This is a genomic window from Streptomyces humicola (assembly GCF_024436035.1).
Lineage (GTDB): Bacteria > Actinomycetota > Actinomycetes > Streptomycetales > Streptomycetaceae > Streptantibioticus_B > Streptantibioticus_B humicola.
Genome location: NZ_JANFNG010000002.1, coordinates 22,188 through 42,543, shown reverse-complemented (window position 1 = coordinate 42,543; position 20,356 = coordinate 22,188). Strand labels below are relative to the sequence as shown.

At 65.9% G+C, this 20,356-nt stretch carries 17 protein-coding genes; 6 read left to right on the top strand and 11 right to left on the bottom strand.

Annotation, left to right across the window (positions count from 1 at the left end; all coding sequences use genetic code 11):
• The first annotated feature begins 22 nt into the window (after positions 1–22).
• Positions 23–1,042 carry a GDP-mannose 4,6-dehydratase gene (gene gmd / locus NGB36_RS03595; RefSeq protein ID WP_255918569.1) on the top strand — a complete coding sequence of 340 codons (1,020 nt, stop codon included), beginning with the start codon at positions 23–25 and terminating at the stop codon, positions 1,040–1,042.
• Positions 1,043–2,075: 1,033 nt separating this feature from the next.
• On the opposite strand, the gene NGB36_RS03585 is transcribed toward gmd, so the two are convergent.
• Positions 2,076–3,113: a glycosyltransferase gene (locus NGB36_RS03585; RefSeq protein ID WP_255919035.1), complete on the bottom strand. Its 1,038-nt coding sequence runs from the start codon at positions 3,111–3,113 to the stop codon at positions 2,076–2,078.
• A 453-nt stretch (positions 3,114–3,566) separates the two neighbouring features.
• Here NGB36_RS03585 and NGB36_RS03580 point away from each other — a divergent pair, with 453 nt between their 5' ends.
• Together NGB36_RS03580 and NGB36_RS03575 are read left to right on the top strand one after the other, a co-directional pair.
• Complete coding sequence (locus tag NGB36_RS03580) at positions 3,567–4,736, top strand: lipopolysaccharide biosynthesis protein (protein ID WP_255918568.1); 1,170 nt, start codon at positions 3,567–3,569, stop codon at positions 4,734–4,736.
• Between the two features lie 124 nt (positions 4,737–4,860).
• Entirely contained in the window at positions 4,861–6,054 is a 1,194-nt protein-coding gene (locus tag NGB36_RS03575) for a hypothetical protein (RefSeq protein ID WP_255918567.1), read from the top strand.
• 48 nt (positions 6,055–6,102) lie between these two features.
• On the opposite strand, the gene NGB36_RS03570 is transcribed toward NGB36_RS03575, so the two are convergent.
• Positions 6,103–6,873 carry a transposase gene (locus NGB36_RS03570; RefSeq protein WP_255918566.1) on the bottom strand — a complete coding sequence of 257 codons (771 nt, stop codon included), beginning with the start codon at positions 6,871–6,873 and terminating at the stop codon, positions 6,103–6,105.
• Positions 6,874–7,500: 627 nt separating this feature from the next.
• Here NGB36_RS03570 and NGB36_RS03565 point away from each other — a divergent pair.
• On the top strand, positions 7,501–7,743 hold the full coding sequence (locus NGB36_RS03565; RefSeq protein WP_372509358.1) for a hypothetical protein: 243 nt from the start codon (positions 7,501–7,503) through the stop codon (positions 7,741–7,743).
• A 659-nt stretch (positions 7,744–8,402) separates the two neighbouring features.
• Here the strand turns inward: NGB36_RS03565 and NGB36_RS03560 are convergent.
• From NGB36_RS03560 to NGB36_RS03525, 8 genes are all read right to left on the bottom strand, one after another.
• Positions 8,403–9,326, bottom strand: coding sequence for an FkbM family methyltransferase (locus NGB36_RS03560; RefSeq protein ID WP_255918565.1), 924 nt, complete (start codon positions 9,324–9,326; stop codon positions 8,403–8,405).
• 52 nt (positions 9,327–9,378) lie between these two features.
• Positions 9,379–10,161 (bottom strand): glycosyltransferase, encoded by a 783-nt coding sequence (locus NGB36_RS03555; RefSeq protein WP_255918564.1) that lies wholly within the window; start codon positions 10,159–10,161, stop codon positions 9,379–9,381.
• Positions 10,158–11,339 carry a glycosyltransferase gene (locus tag NGB36_RS03550; RefSeq protein ID WP_255919005.1) on the bottom strand — a complete coding sequence of 394 codons (1,182 nt, stop codon included), beginning with the start codon at positions 11,337–11,339 and terminating at the stop codon, positions 10,158–10,160. The genes NGB36_RS03555 and NGB36_RS03550 overlap by 4 nt, the downstream gene beginning before the upstream one ends.
• Positions 11,340–11,555: 216 nt before the next feature.
• The gene (locus NGB36_RS03545; protein ID WP_255919004.1) at positions 11,556–12,182 is read right to left on the bottom strand and encodes a class I SAM-dependent methyltransferase; all 627 of its coding nucleotides are present in this window, start codon (positions 12,180–12,182) and stop codon (positions 11,556–11,558) included.
• A gap of 116 nt (positions 12,183–12,298) precedes the next feature.
• Positions 12,299–13,213 carry a glycosyltransferase gene (locus tag NGB36_RS03540; RefSeq protein WP_255918563.1) on the bottom strand — a complete coding sequence of 305 codons (915 nt, stop codon included), beginning with the start codon at positions 13,211–13,213 and terminating at the stop codon, positions 12,299–12,301.
• Between the two features lie 272 nt (positions 13,214–13,485).
• On the bottom strand, positions 13,486–14,727 hold the full coding sequence (locus NGB36_RS03535; protein WP_255918562.1) for a glycosyltransferase family 4 protein: 1,242 nt from the start codon (positions 14,725–14,727) through the stop codon (positions 13,486–13,488).
• The gene (locus NGB36_RS03530; protein WP_255918561.1) at positions 14,724–15,617 is read right to left on the bottom strand and encodes a WecB/TagA/CpsF family glycosyltransferase; all 894 of its coding nucleotides are present in this window, start codon (positions 15,615–15,617) and stop codon (positions 14,724–14,726) included. The genes NGB36_RS03535 and NGB36_RS03530 overlap by 4 nt, the downstream gene beginning before the upstream one ends.
• Positions 15,614–16,618, bottom strand: a complete 1,005-nt coding sequence (locus tag NGB36_RS03525; RefSeq protein WP_255918560.1) for a UDP-glucuronic acid decarboxylase family protein — start codon at positions 16,616–16,618, stop codon at positions 15,614–15,616. The genes NGB36_RS03530 and NGB36_RS03525 overlap by 4 nt, the downstream gene beginning before the upstream one ends.
• A 195-nt stretch (positions 16,619–16,813) precedes the next feature.
• On the opposite strand from NGB36_RS03525, the gene NGB36_RS03520 reads away from it, so the two are divergent.
• Both NGB36_RS03520 and NGB36_RS03515 read left to right on the top strand, forming a co-directional pair.
• Positions 16,814–17,422, top strand: coding sequence for a sugar transferase (locus tag NGB36_RS03520; RefSeq protein WP_255918559.1), 609 nt, complete (start codon positions 16,814–16,816; stop codon positions 17,420–17,422).
• 266 nt (positions 17,423–17,688) lie between these two features.
• Positions 17,689–18,225 carry an arsenate reductase/protein-tyrosine-phosphatase family protein gene (locus tag NGB36_RS03515; RefSeq protein WP_255918558.1) on the top strand — a complete coding sequence of 179 codons (537 nt, stop codon included), beginning with the start codon at positions 17,689–17,691 and terminating at the stop codon, positions 18,223–18,225.
• Between the two features lie 20 nt (positions 18,226–18,245).
• Here NGB36_RS03515 and NGB36_RS03510 read toward each other — a convergent pair whose 3' ends face one another.
• Entirely contained in the window at positions 18,246–20,072 is a 1,827-nt protein-coding gene (locus NGB36_RS03510) for a DUF4012 domain-containing protein (protein WP_255918557.1), read from the bottom strand.
• Between the last annotated feature and the right edge of the window lie 284 nt (positions 20,073–20,356).

The window sequence follows — 20,356 nt, the reverse complement described above, 5'->3', positions numbered from 1 at the left end:
AGCCCACCAGTAGGGAGTGCGTGTGACAGCCAAGACAGCGCTCATCACCGGCATCACCGGCCAGGACGGGTCGTACCTTGCTGAGCTGCTGCTGCAGAAGGGCTACCAGGTACACGGAATCGTCCGGCGAGCCTCCACCTTCAACACGCACCGCATCGACCATCTCTACAGCGACCCGCACGACCCCGGGGCGCGCCTGTTTCTCCACTACGGCGACCTCACCGACGGCACTCGTGTCGCAGGCCTGCTGGAGAAGGTGCGGCCCCACGAGGTGTACCACCTGGCCGCCCAGTCACATGTCCGGGTCTCCTTCGACGAACCCGAGTTCACCGGGAACATCACCGGGCTAAGCACGACACGGCTACTTGAAGCCATTCGGGCGATCGGCCTGCCCTGCCGCTTCTACCAGGCGTCCAGCTCCGAGATGTTCGGCGCGACACCGCCACCCCAGCACGAGGGCACTGCCTTCCACCCCCGCTCGCCCTACGGGGTTGCCAAGGTGTACGCCTACTGGGTCACCCGGAATTACCGGGAGGCATACGGCCTCTACACGGTCAACGGCATCCTGTTCAACCACGAGTCACCGCGCCGCGGACCGACCTTCGTCACCCGGAAGGTGGCCACGGCCGCCGCCCGGATCAAGGCGGGTCTGCAGGACGAGTTGTACCTGGGCAACCTCGACGCCCGCCGCGACTGGGGCTACGCACCGGAGTACGTCGACGCGATGTGGCGCATGCTCCAGCAGGACGACCCGGACGACTTCGTCATCGCCACCGGCACGAGCTACAGTGTGCGGCAATTCGCCGAACACTGTTTCGCCCATGTGGGCCTCGACTGGCGCGACCACGTGCGCTTCGACGACCGCTACCTGCGCCCGTCGGAAGTCGATGACCTTGTCGGCGACGCTTCCAAGGCCGAGCGGATCCTCGGCTGGCGCCCGACCGTACGAGCGCCGCAACTGGCCGGCCTGATGGTCGATGCGGAACTGGCCGCTTTGCCGCAGACCACCACAGCGGACATCCCTGCCATGGCTGTGCCGTAACGGCGTGATCGGCGAGGTGCCTGCGTGCTCCTCAGACCCGAATCCGCAGGTAACCGGTGCCTTCGGGAGCTGATGGACGAACAAGTGCGTTCCTCGGGTTGAGATGATCGAGGGCGTCGAGTCCTGATCGTCCCTGCAAGAAAGGCACTCAGCGGGTGACCGGGGCTCCGCAGAAGCGAGGCTGTCCTAGTCCACGAAAAGGGGGTCTGATCTGCGGGAATGTGCTGCGACATGACGAAGGGGCGTGTCCCTAGGCGTTGGCATTAGTGCAGGTCAGCGGCCTGGACCCGTCAAGTCGACTCCGTGGCTGTCGCGTTGCAACTCACTACGCTACCGTCCCGAGCGCACCGCAGGGCCTGTCTTTGCGAGCATTCACTGAGTCAAGATGCTTGCATGCCAGGTCAATTCACCTGCCGAGAACCGTCCAAAGCGATGCGCTGAGCCGATGGCGGCAACGCGCTGACTGCGCGTGTCCCTAGTGCTAGTGACACGCCTCCGCCTAGATCAACATAGTATTCGTGCAGCCCTGCCGGCGGCTGCGGCGCCCACTCGGGCTCGGGGTGCGCACGCATGCCTTGAGGTCCTTCTTGCCGATGTCGAGTGCGGCGCACCTCTCGTGCTGCACGTCCATGAACCCCTCCGAAGGCCGTCGCGGTGTACTCGGGTGTGCCGTCCGGAGGGACCACAGGGCTGAAGAGTCTGGTCCACGTGCTCAAGCAACAATCGACCGATCCTGTCGACGATCCCCGACGCCAAACTGACACGACGAGCTCACAGGCATCACAGAACGCCGCGCACGCCAAGGGCCTGCCCGGGCGCAAGACCGACGTCGCGGACGCGCCGTGGCCGTGTCAGCTGGGCGAGTGCGGTCTGTTGAAGGCCTCCTTCGTGCCCCGGAGCCCATCCGGCATCTGCGTGACCTCACCCGCTACCGCTCGACCCTGGGATCGGAGCTCAGCCGGGAGGCCCAGCGACTGGAGAAAGAACTCGAGGATGCCGGGATCAAGCTCACGGCGTGCCGATCCGAAAGGACTTACCGGGCACGGCCGACGGCTGTCCGGACCGTCCCTCCCGAAAGTGTCGCTCCGAACCCGTTCGCCTCGAGCGTTTCGCGGATTCTCCTTACCCGCTCACTCCAGTCGCCCACCTCACGCATTCGTCGTAACGCGTTGTCCACGTGAGACTGCCACTTCTCCGGTGCGGCCAGGATGTCCAGCAACTGGTCGGCTGGAGCACTCCAGTCGACCTCGACCACCGGGTTGTATCCGATGAGCTCCACGAGCTCCGATGGCGCATGCCCGACGACAAGGCACCCTGACGCGATGCTCTCCAGGTAACGGTGCGTCATGGTCTCGACCTGTCCCGACCGGCGCGGATGCGTGATCGAGGAGGGGAAACATACAGAGACCACCGTATCTGATAAGCCATCACGCAAGGCCCGCTCGTCCGGGAACACCAACTGGTCACTCCAACTTGTATAGATGTGGCGGTGGCACCCACGCACTCGCACCGCCTCTCGCACTGCCTCATGCCACACCTCGAACCGTCGCCCGAGCTCCAGGACGCCGATTGACCTGTCGGCCAGCGGGCGCCGGGCAGTGAACCAGGACATTCGCGTGGCCTCCGGGAGGTGGACCACCTTGGAGTCCGGGAGCGCACCCGCTAGGAACTGCGCGGACTGTGCGGCGGTCACGAACACCACGCGCGGCCGGAGCGGTCGCAATCTTTGAACGTACTTACGCCATTGCGGCTCCCATACGTCCCAGCAGTATGGGACGACGTCACCCGTCAAGGCCGCCCCGTAGAGCTCCGCGAATCGTGCCCCCATCAGGGGTACGAGGACCGGCCCCCTGCGACGGCGCAGGGGGGACGGGAGCGCGATGTGGCCTTTGGCAAGGACCCGGCCGATTCGCCGGCTCACCGGGATCGGCTGGGGGACCGCTCCCTGGGCGGTCAACTCGGCAACGAGGTCCCTGACCGCGTAGTGCGATGGGTGTGTGTAAGCAGGGGGTACGGCCACACGGAGCATGGTCCGTTTGCGACGGCAGAGGCCGGTGAGAGCGATCTCCACTTCAGAAGCTCCTCTGAGGCGACGCGGGGATAGCAATTCCGAAAATACTCGCACATAATGCGCATCTACTTACAAACTATCAGTGATACATGCATGACCCTTCTCGCCAAGCCGCATCAACGGAGGCCGTATGCCCCTCGACATCCGGCCCTCTCACCTGGCTAAGTGGTGACGGGTTTTCGACCGTCCGAGAGGTCAGCGGAAGACCCACCGGACTCATCGACAGAGCCGGTCCATCGGACACCGGACGCTCCGAAGTCGGAGCCGCAGGCAGTACCCTCGGCTCCGCCGATCCCGCCGGAGGCCAAAACGCTCCCTGTCGCGCCGGCCGGCGGCAGGACGGCACCTCATCTGAGAGCCGCCGCCCGCTCGGTAGGCGTCAAAGCTGTGACCCTGCCCATCACCGCAGTCGCCATGCTGGTCACGACTCGGACCGTAGTGTCCTCTCTGGGAGTGCCCGGATACGCCCTTTTTGCGCTGGCCACCACGCTGACGGCGCTGTTGCCTCTCGGTGACCTCGGAGCCGGTGCTGCCGTCGTGAACGCGATGGCACGCAGCCGCGACGGGGACCGGGAGCCTTTGCGCCGTGCGATCACCTCGGGTGCGCGCGCCCTGATGTGCGCCGGCGCCCTCATCGCCGCCGTGGGTATCGTTCCGGCCTGCCTGGGGGTATGGACTCCTCTTCTCGGCCACACCGGACAACCGGGTGCCGACTCATGCGTCGCGGTCGCCTTCGCGTTGTTCGGCTGCGGCCTCCCGCTCGGCCTGGGCAAATCTGTCCTTATTGCACTGAACCGGGCTCACGTCGCCCTCATGCTGCAGGGGGCGGGAAGCGTGTTCGCCCTCCTGCTGCTGCTGACTGCCGCAGCCGTACACGCTCCCTCCGCGGCCTTCGTCGCGTCGGGCTTCCTGGCACAGTGCGCGGTGGGCGTACTCTGCCTGGTGTTGGGGAGCCGGCTCCTGGGAATGCCGTTGCTCCGCCTGATCGCGGACAGTGTCCGGCGACGTCAGCCCCGAGCGCGCATCCGCCATCTCGCCGTGCCGATGGTCGTCATCAACGCCGGGTCGGCGGTGGCCTACGCCACCGACCGGCTCGTCCTCAGCCACGTTGCCGATCCCACCAACGTCGCCGTCTACTCGGCCGGGGCGCAACTGTTCGCCCCGGTGATCGGCCTGATCAGCGTTGCGGGGATGCCGCTGTGGACGCTCTTCGCCCATCAAAGGGAGTCACAGGACGAGCCTTCCCGGCGCGATCTTCTCAGGCTGACCGCTCATTTCGCGGCAGGAGGACTGGTCGCCGCAGTGAGCGTCGTCCTACTCGGTCCCACGGTCGGCACGTGGATGATGCACGGCCGGATCCAAGTGGGCGCAGACCTCATGGCGGCATTCGCAGCCCTGCTGTTCGTCCAGGCCATCAACTACCCGGTAAGCATGTGGCTGACCGATGCCGCAGGCCTCCGCTTCCAAGCGGTCAGGGTCAGCATCATGGCGGCCGCCAATCTCGCCCTGTCCATCCCTCTCGCGCGCCTGATCGGTGCACCGGGCCCCGTGATCGGCTCGGTAGTCGCCTTCACCGCTGCCGTCTTTGTACCCAGCCTGCGAAAGGCCCTGTCCCATGCATGACACCACCGCGACACCCCCGCGCCACGAAATCCGCTCCATGCATCAGCGGTCGGCGAAAGCAGCGGTTGGCACACCACCACCCGCACCTGCCCCCCACGCACATGTCGCCCCGCCCACAAACGACATGCTGACCCCGATCGCTGCTGCGGTGCTCGGCCTGGGAACCGCATGGTCCCTGTACCCCAATGGCGGTGTGACGATCGGGCACGCCACCGCTTTGGCGATGGGACCCGTCGTCCTGACCGCCACGCGGCGATGGAAGCAGGGGCGCATGTGCCTGGCATTCCTCGCCCTGTGGCTGCTTGCGGCGGCGTTGACCGAGGTGATCGTCCACGACCCTCTGGGACACATGGTCTACGCACTGTGCCGCCCCCTCACCGTGGCGTTGAGCTTCTGCGCAGGAATGTGGGCGTTCCAACAGCACGACAAGGTTAAGAACACGTACATCGTGTCGCTTGCTGTCGGGCTGGTGGGAGGCATCGCGTTCGTTTCGACCGCAGGACTCGAAGCGGATCCGTGGAAATACGGATACGGTCCGGTGGGAAGCCTGGGGGCGGTCCTCCTGTCGGCCACGCTCCAAAGCCGGGGCAAACGTGTCCTCGCAGCATCGGTGATGCTGGCGGTAGCCCTACTGAACGTGGAACTCGGGTTCCGCTCAGAGTTCTTGATCGACTCCCTGGCCGGAGCGGTCGGCGTCCTTGCCTCCCGCGGCGGCTCGGGTACGGCGTGGAAGCGCTGCATGCTGATCGGAGCCAGTATCTGCGCGCTGGCAGGCGTCATCTACGTCTCGTACGGGCACATCGCCAGCAGCGGGCGGCTCGGCGTGCAGCAAGAAGCGAAGTGGGACGCACAGAGCCATATCGAGGGCGGCGCCCTGTTGGGAGCCCGACCGGCATTCGTTGCCTCCAGCGCCGTAATCGAGGACTCGCCGCTGGCAGGTCGCGGTGTGGCGCCGCAGGTGAGCCGGGAGACGCAGGCCGCATTCATGGAAAAGATGGACGCCATCGGCGTCACAGTCCACGAGGGCCTCACGCACTATTACTTCAGCCGGGGTCTCTTTCTGCACTCCGTACTTTTCCAACTGTGGGCCGAGACCGGGATCCTCGTACTCCCCGGACTGCTCTTCCCGGTGCTGCTCGTCCTGTGGGCACTGATCGCCGCGGTACGAGCGGGATCGGGGCCGGCTGCGCTGATCTTTTCCCTTGCCGTGGGACGATTGGGCTGGGACCTCCTCTTTTCGCCGTGGCCCCGGCTCCAGGGTGTGTACCTGGGGACTGCTGCAGCGGCTGCGGTGATCTACCTAAGGGCTGTCCCGTAAATGATCTACGGCCTAGTGTGGGTGTGGTCGGCTGTGGGTGCGCTTCGCCTATCCGGCGAGGTTGAGGTTGTGCAGGTGGGCGATTCCGCGCATGGCGTGGTGCACGCCGTCGCCCTTGAGCCGGCAGTCGCGCAATATCTTCCAGCCCTTCATGCGGGCGAAGACATGCTCGACGCGGGCGCGGACCCGTTTGTGGGACTTGTTGTGTTCTTGCTTCCACGCAGGCAATTCCTCGCCCTTCCTCCGTCGCCGGTGCGGGATGACCAGGCCGGTGCCGATGTACCCGCCGTCGGCGATCGTCGTGGTGTTCCCCACGGCCTCCTTCGCGCCGGACTCGCTCCAGGCCCGGCAGTCGTTACGGTTGCCGGGCTGCGGCCGGCCGACTACGACGACCAACCGGGTGTCGGCGTCGATCACGACCTGGTGGTTGGTCGAATACCGGTAGTTCTTCGACTGCTCGGCCACCGTGTGGTCGCGCGTGGGGACCAAGGTGCCGTCCACGATGAGCACCGCGTCCTTGCGGAACCGCTTACGCGGCTGCAGCGCCAGCAGCGGGCCAAGGTGATCGATGATCCGGTCCGCGGCGGACTTCGACACACCGAACAACGGGGCGAGTTGGCGCATGGTCAGGTTCGTGCGCCAGTAGGCCGCCACCAGCAGCACACGGTCTTCCAGTGGAAGACTCCACGGCCGGCCTCGCCCCGGCGCATCGGCGCCTTCACGCCGCAGCACGGTCACCAACTTCCCGAAGGCGCGCGGGCTCAGTCCGGAGAACGGCTCTATCCAGGAGGGCTCCGACGCCGTGATCACACCAGCCACACCCAAGATCATCCCACATCAAGATTACTTACGGGACAACCCTTAGCCCATCAGCAACGATCGTATGTGCCCACACGACTCTGAGAGGTCGGCTGCGAACGCGACCCGACGGGGCATTGTCCGGCCGGCCACGACTCACACCCCAACCTGGGTTCCGCAGCAGTAGGGCCGCCATAGTCCACGAAAACACGGGCTGATCAGCGAGAACGTCCGAAGGCATGGTGACGGAGCGTGTGACTGGGCGCTGGCATTCCTGCTGCTCAGCGCGTTAGGTTCGTCAAGGCCGTTATTTCGGAGCCGAGTTGCGAGACGTCGGCCTACTCGATCTCCAGCGCTCCTCCCTCGCCTCTTTCCGGGGATCAGCCACTCCAAGATCCTGACAAAGTGGGCAATCAGTCGCTCGGTTCTCTCCTATTCCGAGGGCAGATCGCCAGTGTCGCAGGGCGCTGACCAGGGCTACCTGGCCCTCGTAACACGCCTTCGCGCTGATCGTTTACACCTTCCTGCACGTCGGCAGTAGTCTTCGTGGACTATGCCAGCCCTACTGCTGCGGAACCCGGGCCCAATCCGCACGTAGCCGAAGCGAGCGGAGGCCGACGGACAGATAAGTGCCTTTCCTGTGATGAGATGATCGAGGTTCCTGCGCCGCGATCGTCCCCATGGCCCCCAGCCAGTCGCCGGGACAGGCTGCGCACGCAGGTCCCCGACCGCAAAGCGGTCCTCCGCCGCGTCTCCGCCGTCCTGGCCGGGCAGACCGACGAGTGGACCGAGCAGGGCCGCTACATCGGCCCCGACATCCTCGCCGAATGCCGCGGCCAGACCAGTACCAACCCCGGGGCGTCGCCGACGCCCCGGGAACTCGACCGGTAGGCCAATCGAGTGCCCCGCCTCAACCACCCCTCAGTCTCGGCGATACACCACGTCCGCGGACGCGACCGGAGTCAGACCATGGCGGGCACGGAAGGCTCGCACCTGCTCCGGTGCGATCCGGGCAAGGGCAGCGCGGATCGCCGCCGTCCGGCGGTTGCTGATCGGCCGCGGATCATGGACATGGCTGCCTGCCTCACCGCTGCCAGCCGGTCTCTTGGGCCAAGCTGGGCCCGCGCACCCTGCGGTCCGGCGGCAAGAACACCAGCAGCACCACCAAAGGGAGGCAACCCCTGGCCGCGGGGCGTGCTCGGCGAGGCCGCGACGGCCGCCGCCAAGACGGACACCCTCCTCGGACGCGCTACCGGCGCCTGGTCAAACGCGGTGGCCACAACAAGGATCTGGTCTCCGTCGCCCGTTCGATCCTGGTCATCGTCTGGCACCTCGTCAACAATCGACGCCACCTAGCAAGAGGTCGGCCCTGACTGGCACCAACGCCTGGCCGATCCGGTCCGCGGCACCCGTGACCTCGTCCGCGAACTCGAACGCCTCTCCCTCATCCCCGCCCGCACCGCAGCCTGACAACCCGACCGCACCAACCCCATTCGTCCGGCTCATGCCGCGCGGATGCGGCCGCCCGCCTGGCTGATCTTGATTTCTGATCAGAGCTGGTCGGCTCTTTCCGAGGGCGCGAAGACGATGTTTTCGTATCCGTACTCCTCTCTCAACTGGTGCGGGGCCGCACGGCCGTTGTGTAGTTCGAATGCGCGGTAGCCGAAGGACATGATGTGCTCGACCAGAAGCCGGCTGCGTGCGGCACCTGGCACGTCCATGTCACCCACTTCCAGCGACACGATCGGCCGCGGTCCGCTCAGCATGTCCTTCATTCCGCGAAGCACGTGCATCTCGGCGCTCTCCACGTCGATTTTCACCACGTCGGGAATGCACCCCTGGTCGCGCACGAAATCGTCGAGCCGCACAGCCGGGACAGAATATGTACGCTCGGTGAGATCGGCTCTCACCGATTCGGGGAGCCGGGCTCGAAAAGCGGAGTTGAACGCACTGAAACACGGCCCGTAATCATGCAAGTCAATCACTGAGGCTTCGGACCACACCGCCTTGTTGATCGGTGTGATATTTGGCTCCGTACCAGCATTCATCGTGAGGACGCTGAACGTCGACGGAGTCGGCTCGAACGCGAAGACTCGACCGGCGGGACCGACTGCCCTACTCGCCAGCATACTGAAGTACCCGACATGGGCGCCGACATCGATGAACGTCATGTCCCGCTGCAGGTGTCGGAGGTAGAACACGCTCAGGTCGTACTCGAAGAACCCGTTCCATCGCAATGAGATGGATACGTCGTCGGGCAATGTCACAACAATCCGCTGTCCCCATGGCGTACGGGCCTTCACCTGCAGGCTAAATCCATGCTGTTTCCATTTTTGCAGCCGGGACGGTGTGGGATAGGCGAGCCGTAGAGGATGGCGCAGCACGCGGTACCGGAGCCTGGTCCGACTGGCGCGGAACTGTCGGTCGAGGGCCCTTAGCGCACGCGTCCGGTCCTCGTCGATCACTGTGCTCATGGTTGCGTTCCCTGTCGGGCTCATAGCGTAATTCCCCTCGATTGGGGCCTACTTACCGGTCACATCTCTGGCCTGTTCGCATCTGTATGGCCCCCCAGGCTCGGCCGGCGTTCTTGACGACCGGCCACCAACAGCCTTCCCATGATCTCGCAACAGGTCCGAGGTATCGGCGCACGACAAGCCGAGGTTCACGGGTTGGCTCAGGGTTGTCGGCCGTCAAAGACGTCGGATGATAACGAAAGGAGGCGAGAAGTTGGGGGAGATATATGAGGGCGCCCTTTTGACGCAATCGGAGGTGCAGGTCGAAATCCATCGCGTAGCGCAACGACGAATCCAGCATGCCGGCCTCCTGGACAGCGCTTCTCCGGTACAGGGAACCGGGCTGCCAGACGAGGTTGGGACCGTACCTCATGAGGCTGGCTGCGAACTTCCCAGGACGCATGGTGTAAACGTGATCTCCTTGCGCGTCGATGACTCGGACCCTGCCGTAGACCATAACCGCGGCCGGACTCCTGTCGAGCTCTTCCACAGCGGCCGAAATCGAACCATCGGCAAGCAGGTCGTCATCACCCAGCCACGCGACATAGTCCGTCCGCGCGTCCTCCCAAGCCTGATTGATCGCATTGCTGATACCGTGGTCGTGTTCGACCATGAACTGGCATGAGTAATTTTCTGCGAGGGCACGGAGTCCTGGAGCCGCGGCGGCTGGAGCAACCATCACGATCTCGATGGACTCGTCCTGCCGACTGATCGATTCCAAGCACTGCTGAAGGTAGGGGAGGCGATGGCCGGTGGTCGGGACGGCCAGCCGAACACGTGGTGGCCTTGGTTTCATTCCGGATGCATCTCCCGGTCACTCTCAGAACAAATCAAGCCATTTGCCAGAAGTTTCTCGAAGAGCCGACGGCCTTGTCGGGAGAGATCAAATTTCTCCACCGCCAACTGCCTGGCGGCGTGACCCATTGCCTCCGCCATGGCGTCGTCGGAAAGGATGGCTTCCAGAGCCTCGGCAAGATTTCTTCTGTCTCGTCGTTGGACCAATAGGCCGGTCGTCCCGTGAATCAGGGTTTCTCGTAGCCCGCCCGTGTCGAATGCGATCACAGGACGGCCATGGGCTGCGGCCTCACAGGCGACCAGGCCAAGCCCTTCGGAGGCCCCCGAAGCGACGTCCACGCTCGGCACGCACAGCATGCGGTGCTGCCTCATCAGGGCAAAAACCGCCCTCTGCGACAGGCTCCCCGGGAAGCGAACCCTGGCACCGGGCGGCAGGCCTGCAGCCTGCTTCAGCAGGGCGCTCCGCTGCGGGCCGTCCCCCACCACCGTCACGTCGACCCGTCGACCACGAGCGATGTCCCCCACAGCCTGCAGCAGCAGGTCGCAGCCTTTGCTCTCGACAAGTCGGCCGACGAACAACACTGCGGAGCACTCCGCCGCGCTCCCGAGGTCGTCGCCGCTTGGAATCGGTACCCCCAGGTAGTGGACAGCGACCCGGGAGGGCGGCACACCGGATTCCAGAAGCCGAGTTCCCAGGAACTCGGACACCGGCAGGAAAAGCCGCACGTCCTCAACGAAACGCATCCAGTTCGCCGCGAGTTGACGCGTACTTCTCGATTGTCGGCGCTTGCTTCCGCGCAGCGTCAGCAGATCTGATCCGTGACACATCGCAACCAGTGGGACTCCGGCATTTTTGGTTACGTGCGCAATACGCCAGGCGCACTGCAGAAAGTGGGCGATCAAAACATCGGGGGCGAATGTACGAAGCGCGCCGCACAGGGCAGGGGACCTTCGAGTCGCTTTGAGGAGAATCGCTTGAGATCGTCCGAACGGACGATGGGATCCAAGTGCCCATGTGGTTCCCCGGACTTCGATGTCCGGAACGACATCGACACCGAACAAAGCAGCATCCACTCCACGCAATGCAGCAAGTTGGTTTGCGACAAATGTCTGGGAATAGGGTAGGATTTGTGGTGTGTACCAGGCGACTCTCGGCCTCACCTCAGTTGCCCTCTCCATTATTGACTCGGCTGCATCCGATGTCTGCGACGCCTTTGCCCGCCTGCGGGACTCCACGCGGGGGCACCTGAAATGCCATCGTACAGATGCCTTGACCTGACGGCACTTCATCTCTTCCCGAGTATGCGAAGACCCCGTAGTGGTGTCGGCTGCGAAACATCGGACCGCAAGCTGCTGATAGGTCAATGATCGGCCGATACCGCAGGCCGGGAGCTGTCAGTCGACTTCTGCTTCCACGATGAGCGCCCAGCTCTTTCGGGATTCCAGATTCCTGAAATTTGGATCGTCGCTGTGGCCTGGATCGTAGCGGCGCACACCGGTGAACCCGGCCGCTTCTAGTTCAGAACTGAGCGACTGAAAGTCCCAGAGATAGCCTCGGTGGTGACCGCATTCTTGGAAGGGGATACGCAGCAGGTCAACCGGGTGATGCGCTTCCCAAGCCGACCTGTCGATCGCTTCTCTTGTTTCCTCGTTATTCTTTACATAGAGCTCGACGGCGTATTCTACATCGGGGGTCGCCAACCTGATCTTCCCTCCTGGCGCCAGCGCCCTTCGCGCTTCTCTGAACATTATCCGGTTCGGCTCCATACGGATATGTTCGATCATGTTGTCGGCATAGACATGGCTCGCCGAGTCGTCCGGGACCGGCCAGGGTTTGGTGGCATCCATGTAGTATCGAGTGCGCCATGAAATATCGGTCCCGATCCAGCCGGGATGCCCGGTGCGATGTGCGCCAATTTCGATCTTGTACGGTTTGGTAACCACCGCCAGCGCACGTCTCAGACGAGCCTGGGCAATCGGGCGGTTCGCTCCGCCGACCATGAACTTGACGATTTCTCTCATGACAGCCACTCAGAAACGTTAACTGATTTCCCGGACCTGTCCTTCTCGCGGCTCTGCGTTTCGCAAGATTTCACACCGATGCGGTAGTACATCTTTCTGGGAATTGTGGTTGTTGGTCACCGTCGTGACCCGTTGCCGAGCATCCGATGCAGCCCATCGCAGAATCGGGTGGCCATCCCTTGGACGGTGTAGTCGGCGGAGTCCCTTAAACAGGCGGCACGGATCTGTTCGAGTCGGGAGCGGTTGCCGAGCAGGTCGACCACCGCTCCCGTGTACGACGTCACGTCGTCTGCAGTGACCAGGGAGTTGCAGCCGTCGGTCAAGTACTCGAACTCAGGGGCGTGCCAAGGCCAGTCGGTGGTGACGATGGGCGTGCGCAGGGTGAAGGAGTCCACCGCACACAGCCCGACTCGTCCGGGCATCAGCATCACGTCACTGACAGCGCCGAGCAGCGCGGTGCGCCGGCCCGTGGTGTGGCCCACGGCGACCACCGGGCTGCCTGGGCGGGAAGCGGCCTCCTCCACAAGATTCCGATCGGTGCCGTCCCCGGCTACCAAAAGGCGGAAGCCGGGCAGTCGACTCGCGATCCGGCGGGCGGATTCCAGCAGGAAGGGAATCCGCTTGGGCGCGTCCAGTCCGCCCAGAAACAGAGCCGTACGTCCGGTGACCAGGCCATACCTCTCGCGGAGCACCAACGTATCGGCGTACTCTGCCGTTCCCGGTCGCCGGGCACGGTCGGCGGTGGCGGACAACGCGGCGGTGTCGATGGAGTTGCGCACTACGGTGATGCGTTCCCGGGGAAAGCCTCGCGAGGCGACGTGTGCGGCTCCGCCCTCTGTGTAGGCGAAGAACCACGCGCCGCACCGTGTCAGCGTGTCCTTGGCAAAAGACTCGAGTCGGCTGGCCGGCTTGGTGTAAGTCCTGCCGTGGCCCCAGAAGGCCAGGCGGGGACCTCCCGACCTCACCCGCCCGATCAGTTGCGTCAGGAGAAGGGGGTACGTCTCCAGGTTGTGTAGTGCCTGCTCCAGCACGACCGCATCAGCGCAAGCCGCTTGCCGTTGCACACAGCGCCAATTCAGGTGCCGGCCACCCGGGACGGCGATCCGCCCGATGGGCACTTGCGTCGTGCAGGCGCAGGAAGACGCGTCACCTCTCGCCGTAAAGCCTGGTGGAGGAGGTCCGTGCAGCACCTCAAGCACAACGCCTTCGGCATTGAGAATGCCCTGCGCGAGGTCGAAGAAACGCGTGCGGTAGCCGGGAACGTACGGCTGTACCACAACGACGCGCCGCCGACTGGACTTACTCAGCATGTCGGCGCCCCGGCGGCGACAGCTTCCCGAGGGCCTGCGGCATGCCCTATGGCCTGTGAGTACACGGTGACCATCGCTTGCGTCCACGACCGGACGCTGTAGCGCTCGGCATGCACCCGCCGACAGTGCTCACGCAGACCCGGGAAGGTGCGGCCCGCCGCCGTGAGGATCCGTGGCAGATCATCAGCGTTGTGGTAAACAGCGCCCGTACCGTCGCGGGCCACACTGTCGGCCGCCCCCGTTCCGGCCAGGGCCAGCACAGGCACCCCTGCCGCCAACGCCTCCTGGCAGACCAGAGGCGCGCCCTCGAAACAGATGCTGGGGAAGACGAGACCGGTGTAGCGCGCGAGTACAGCGAGTACTTGCTCGCGCCGAAGCGCACCCAGCATCCGTACCCCGATCGGAGCGACGGCGCGGCAGGCCGATTCCAGCGGTCCGGAACCGACCACGTCGAGGGATTCCCCTTGCGGCCAGCTTCTCAGCAGCTGCACAATTCCCTTCTCCTCGGTCAGCCGGCCCACGAACAGCCAACGAGCACCCGTCCCGGACAGAGCCGGTGCGCTCTCCACCGAAAGGTCCCTTGGCACGTCGACGGAGTTCGGTACGACGACAAGTTTCCCGGCTGGCAACCCGAACCGCAGATAGAGGTCCCTGCTCCGCTCCGAGAGCGTCACCAATCGGTCGGCGCGGCGCAGCAGGGGATGGGCTGCTGTCCCTGCCCGACCGGCCCATGCGAGGGGAAGTGTTGCGCTGCGCATGCCTCGGTAGCAGCCATACCGTACCCCTGCCCACTGGTCGCCATCAGGGCATGCCGTGCAGATCTTGCCATCCCGGAAGAGCGTCCCGGCGGCACAGGCCGGTCGGTAATTGTGCAGGGTGGCGACGAGCGGGCCGCGCCAGTGTTTCAGCCAGCCGGTGCCGAGGTTGGGAAAGAGGTTGTGCACGTGGACCACGTCCGGGCGAAGGCGCTTCAGCTCGGCCAGTGGAGATCGCCCACGACCGGTTGCCACGGTCAGGCCCGCGCGCGCTGCGTAGAACGGTGTTGCCTGGAGCTCGTCGGTATGGGCGGCGACAATGGAGACGCGGTGTCCCGTCTGACGCAGTGCCTTGGCTTGATCGACGACCGCCTGGTTCTCCCCGCTGGGGCTCGCGGAGCGGTAGAAGCTGTGCACCAGGGCGACATGCAGGCGGCGGGGGGGCGGGACCAGATGGGGGTGACTACCTGTTGCCTTCATGTCCGCTCCTCCCGCCCAGCAAGGAACCCGATGTTGCGGGACGTCGAGCGCACCGAGGGCGCGGCCGTCCACGACACGCCATCACCCATCGCCTGCCGGGCGACACCGCCGAGGAAGCGGGCGTTGCCGAAGAGATAGCGGCGCCACAGCCGGCGTGGTTCGCAGCCGAGGCGGAAGGCCCACTCCAGTCCCCGGCGTTGCACCCACCGTGGGGCCTGGCGTTTGTGGCCGGCCACGAAGTCGAAGGCGGCGCCCACCGCCACGGTCACGACCGGGAGCGCAGCCGCGAGGTGCGCCGCCCGGATGTCCTGCTTGGGGGTTCCGAGGCCGACCCAGACGATGTCCGCGCCGGCGGAGGCGATGGCCTCTTCCTCGGCGCGCAGTTCTCCGGCGGTCAGGGGCCGAAACGGCGGCGAGCAGGTGCCCACGATCTGGGATCGGGGGAAGCGCTGGAGCAGTTCTGTCCGCAGCGCGTCCAGAACCTCAAGGGTGGAACCGAGCAGGTAGTGCCGGAGTCCGGCGTCCTGTCCGTGCGCGAATACGTCCAAAAACAGGTCGGGACCATACACCCGGGTGGCGGGCAGGGACGAGCCGCGGTGCAGCAACTGGTTGGCCCAGACCACCGATTGGCCGTCGGGGAGGTTCAGATCGGCGCTGCCCAGGATGCCGTGGAGTCGCGGATCGCGATCGGCGAGGGCGAGGGTGTGGGCGTTGCACAGGTGTACGTCACTGCCGCAGGCGTCGGTGGCCGAGCGGGTGTCGCGGTGGTGCCGGGCAAGCCGGACGACCTCGCGGGCCGCGCTCTCGCGGGTGTGGGCGGTGATGGGTACGCCGAGGCAGCTGACGGTGGGAACCGTGCGGTCGGGCACATCGGCCACCAGGACCGTCACGAGGCCGCTCCTGCCGTGAGCGCCGATTCGGGCGCCGGGAGTGCGGCCTCGCGCCCGGCCGGAGCGTCCTGGTTCAGGCGATTACTCAAGCTGGTGATGGTCTCACGCAGCCCCTGCTCCACGTCGGTCGTCGGTTCCCAGCCCAGCAGTTCGCGGGCAAGGGTGATGTCAGGGCGGCGTTTCTCCGGGTCGTCCTGCGGCCGGGGCACCAGCTGGATCTGCGAACCGGAGTCGGTGAGCTCGATGATCCATCGAGCGAGGTCGAGCATGGAGACCTCGTGCGGGGTGCCCAGGTTGATCGGGCCGCCGTGGGGGCTGGCCATCATCTGCACCAGTCCGCCGACCAGGTCGTCGACGTAGCACAGGGAACGGGTCTGGGTGCCGTCACCGGTGACGGTCAGGGGTTGCCCCTCCAGCGCCTGGCGGACGAAAGTGGGAATGGCCCGGCCGTCGTCGGGACGCATGCGGGGGCCGAAAGTGTTGAAGATTCTGACGAGCTTGGCGTCCACGCCGTGGCTCCTGCGGTACGCCATGGTCAGCGCCTCGCCGAACCGCTTGGCCTCGTCGTAGACCGAGCGCGGTCCCACCGGGTTGACATTGCCCCAGTAGTCCTCGCTCTGCGGGTGGATCTGCGGGTCGCCGTACGACTCGGAGGTGGAGGTCAGCAGGAACCGCGCGTCCTTCTCAGCGGCTAGGTCCAGGGCGTGCCAGGTGCCGGTCGACCCGACCCGCAGCGTCTCCAGGGGCAGCCTGAGGTAGTCCGCGGGCGAGGCGGGCGAGGCCAGGTGGAATAGGGCGTCAATCGAGCCGTCCACGTGGAGGCCCTGACAGACGTCCAGGTATTGGAACCGGAAACGGGGATGCTCCATCAGATGATCGATGTTGTGCAGACCGGACGTCAGGAAATTGTCCACACACACGACGTCACTGCCGCTGGCGAGCAATCGTTCGCACAGGTGGGAGCCGATGAATCCGGCCCCGCCAGTCACCACAGCACGCATGGGAGTCCTCTCGCTGACGGGCCGCGGACACCGTGAGCGAGTCGGCCCGAAGTGTCAATAGCAGAATGCAGGCTGACGTATGTTTACATTGATATGTCTATTATATGCAATTTCGCCGCGACGAACGGGCGACCCCCACCCGCCGTCAGGGCGGCGCACGCCCCCTGGTCGGCCTAGGCAGTAGGAGAGGTCGAGATGTCTGGATCAGCCGCCAAGGCAGTCAAACGGGCTATCGACGTCCTGGGTGCCGCGGTCCTGATCGTGCTGCTTTCCCCCGTCCTGCTCGCCGCGGCAGTCGCCATCAAGATCGACAGTCCCGGTCCCGTGCTCTTCCGGCAGCGCAGAACCGGCATGCGCGGTGAGGGGTTCCAGGTATTGAAGCTGCGTACCATGCGGGTCGGTTCCGAGCGGCAGCGACACACCTTGGCTGATCGCAACGAGACCGACGGGCACCTGTTCAAGATCCGCGAAGATCCGCGTGTCACCAGAGCGGGTCGCCTGCTGCGCCGCTTCTCGCTGGATGAACTGCCCCAGCTGTTCAATGTCTTGATGGGCCACATGTCGCTGGTCGGACCGCGGCCGCTGCCGCTGGAGGACTCGTCGTTCAGCGAACAGGCGAGCCGCAGGCTGCTGGTCCGCCCCGGGCTCACCGGGCCGTGGCAGATCAGCGGCCGGTCCACCCTCAGCTGGGAGGAGACCCTGCGGCTGGACCTGATGTACGTCGATACATGGTCGCTCCGCCTGGACCTGATGATCCTCGCGCGCACCCCGAGGGCGGTGCTGCGGGGAGAGGGGGCCTACTGAGGAAACGAGCAGCTCTGCCCCGGCTTCCGCAGTGGTCCTGGCGAACGTTGAGGCTTCGTCGGCCATCGTGGCCCGTCGAGCGTCGCGACGACCTGCGAAAACGCGAACGATCCTGCTGTCCAGGTGGTGCGGTCAGCCCGCTCACCTTGCAGTGACGACCCGCAGGGCGGACAACCGGACGCGACCTTCGCTGCAATACTCCTGTCATGCCCGGTCTCTCTGCCCCGTCGGCCCGAGGACACCGAAATCCGCCTTTCCGGGTGCTCATGGTCTGCACAGGCAACCTGCACCGCTCGCCGCTGGCCGAGCGTCTGCTGACGGCCCGCTTGGGCTCGTCCCGGGGGATGTTCCGGGTGACCAGTGCCGGCACAGCAGCCAGGCCGGGCGACCCTATGGATCCGGTGGCTGCGGCTCTCCTTGCCGAGTTGGGCGGGGACCCACACGGTGCCGTCGCCAGCCGGCTGACCGCGGAACTGGTGGAGAACGCCGATCTCGTACTGGGCGCTACGACGGAGCACCGCGATGCAGCGGTGAGGCTGTCACCCGTGTGGGCACTGCGGCGGACTTTCACCTTGCGCGAGTTCGCCCGGCTGCTGCGGGCCGATGATGCCGCCGGGGTGGCGGGGCCTGCGGACCGGACTGCCCTGCTGGTTCGGGGAGCATCGGCCCGGCGGGGTGCGGAGGGCCGCGCCGAGGACGACGACGTGGCCGACCCGTACGGCGCGCCCGATCAAGTGGCGCGGTCGTGCGCAGGACGGATCGCGGAGTCGGTCGAGCGGATTGTCGAAGCGGTACGCGGCTGACCTGTGCAGGCGAGCGGACGTCAACCATTGCACCGGAGGTTCGGCCGCACCGCGTAACGGAAAGGCCGCACCAGCCGCTGGAGTAGGAGGACCGGCGGCCGCGTGGAAGGAGGTTCCACCAGGTACAGCCTGAGCGTGCGAGTCGATTGCCGGGGAAGCTCCACGTCCAGCGTGAACACCGGATGCCCGCGCTCAGTAGTAACGTTCGCCAGCGCGATCCGGCCGTCCAGCGTAGCCTCGGCCAAGCCTGCTCCGGTGCTCGCGTAGTAGGAGACCAGCAGCCGGTTGTCGCCCGGCCGGGTGGTGTACGGCGGCGCGTCCACTCTCTGCGTGACGTACGCGGGGAGCCTGGTGGCGGGGGCCCGGTTAGTGAGCGCCACCGTCACGGTGACGTCCCGCCCGTCCCGTCCGCACCGTCCCGCCTCCCAGTCCAGCCTCCGGTCGAGGTAGTAGTCGAGTTTCGTCCCGGCCGCGTTGTTGACCACCAGCCCCGCGAAGGGTTCAGGGCCTTCCGGCAGGGCGCCCGCGAAATTTTCCTGCTGGAGCTCCCGTTGCTCGGACGGATGAGCGCTCCACGCCATGACCCGCCCCCTTTTCAGTTCTGTCCGCAGAGCGGACAGCAAGGCAGGGTAGTGCCGCCTGTCGGCACTGAGGAGTTTTCCAGCGGTGGCCTTGGCCACGTCGGTGAAGAAGCTCTTGCGCTCCATGGTGTCCGCGATTGCCGCGTAGCTGGAGCGTTCGGTCAGGTCCACCACGTTGCCGGCCGACACGGCGGTGCCGTCGGCCAGGCGCGCCGGACCGGTGACCGCGAGCAGCCCGGCCATCGCCCTCGGGTCGAGGGCGATGACGCCGTCGACTTTCTTGCCGCTGTGCCGCGACCAGGAGTCCGCCCAGATCTGCGCGGCGTACGGGAAGTGCGGACTGAGGTTGGCATTAACCCAGGTGGTGGTTGGGGCGTTCTGTGCGTAGTCGGCGGCGAACTCCTTGCCGAGATTCACCGACGCGCGGGAGCCAGCCATAACCGTGTCATTGCCGAAGTCCCCAAATTTCAGTTTCCCCTGAATGGCCGTCAGTACGGCGAACGCACCGGGCAGTCCTCCGGTACCGCGGGACTCGGCGGTGTTCTGGAAGATCACCAGATATCGCCGTTCACCCTGTCCGCCCATCATGGCGGGAACCACACGCGCTGCCGCGGCGGCGTCGGCCGTCGCTGGCGCGAGCCGGTCGAGCTGACCGGTGAGCTGCGTACGGGCCCGGTCCGCGGACGGGAGCCAGGTGCTGCCCGGAAGCTCGTCCGACTGCGTTCGAATGTCGGACGCCACCTGCGCGGCGCGGTTCAGGGACGGAGCCTCGCGGCGCAGGGCAGCGAGGTCGATGGGGCTTCCGCCCGCCCGCGCGTCGCCCGTGAGGCCGTCCGTGAGACGTAGCAGCGGGGGTAGCACCTCTGCTGTGACGCGATGGGTGGCCCAGGCCGCTCCACGTACGGTACGCACAGGGTCGCCCAGGAGGGGGACCTGAGCGGCCAGATACCAGGCCGGGCCAGTGGTGTAGTGGTGGGCCCGGGCGGCGTGGGCGGCGGCGGAGCGCAATTCGGGCGCCAGAGAGCCGAGGCCCCGCGCCCCGGCTCCCGCGGGATTCGCCGTCTTGAGGCTTTCCATCGCCGTCAGGCTGCGCTGGGCGGCCAGCAGTTCGGCACGCGCCAGCACACCGGTGACCGCGACCCATGCCGCCCCGGCCGCCAGCAGGGCCAGGACGCCCCATAGCAATGGCCGTGCCCGGCCATCGAGACGTGGCCAGGCACGGCTCTCGCTGTCGATCTGGTGGCGGGTTCCCCGAAGGAAGCGCATCGGCGGCTAGGCCCACCCATCACCGGTGCAGGCTGCGACGACGGCGCCGGTGCATGAGGTACGAGCCACCGCCGAACGCACCCAGCACGGCGGCCAAGCCGGCCGCGATCGTGGTACGGCTCGGACCACTTTCCCGCGGCGTAACCTGGCTGGCCACCGGTGCCGCGCTGATACTCGTGGACGTGGTGTCCGCCGCTCTGATGCGGAACAGTCTCCGTACGGTGACCGACTTGGATAGATAGTGTCCGGATGACAGCCCGGTCAGGGAGAAGGTATGCGGGCCG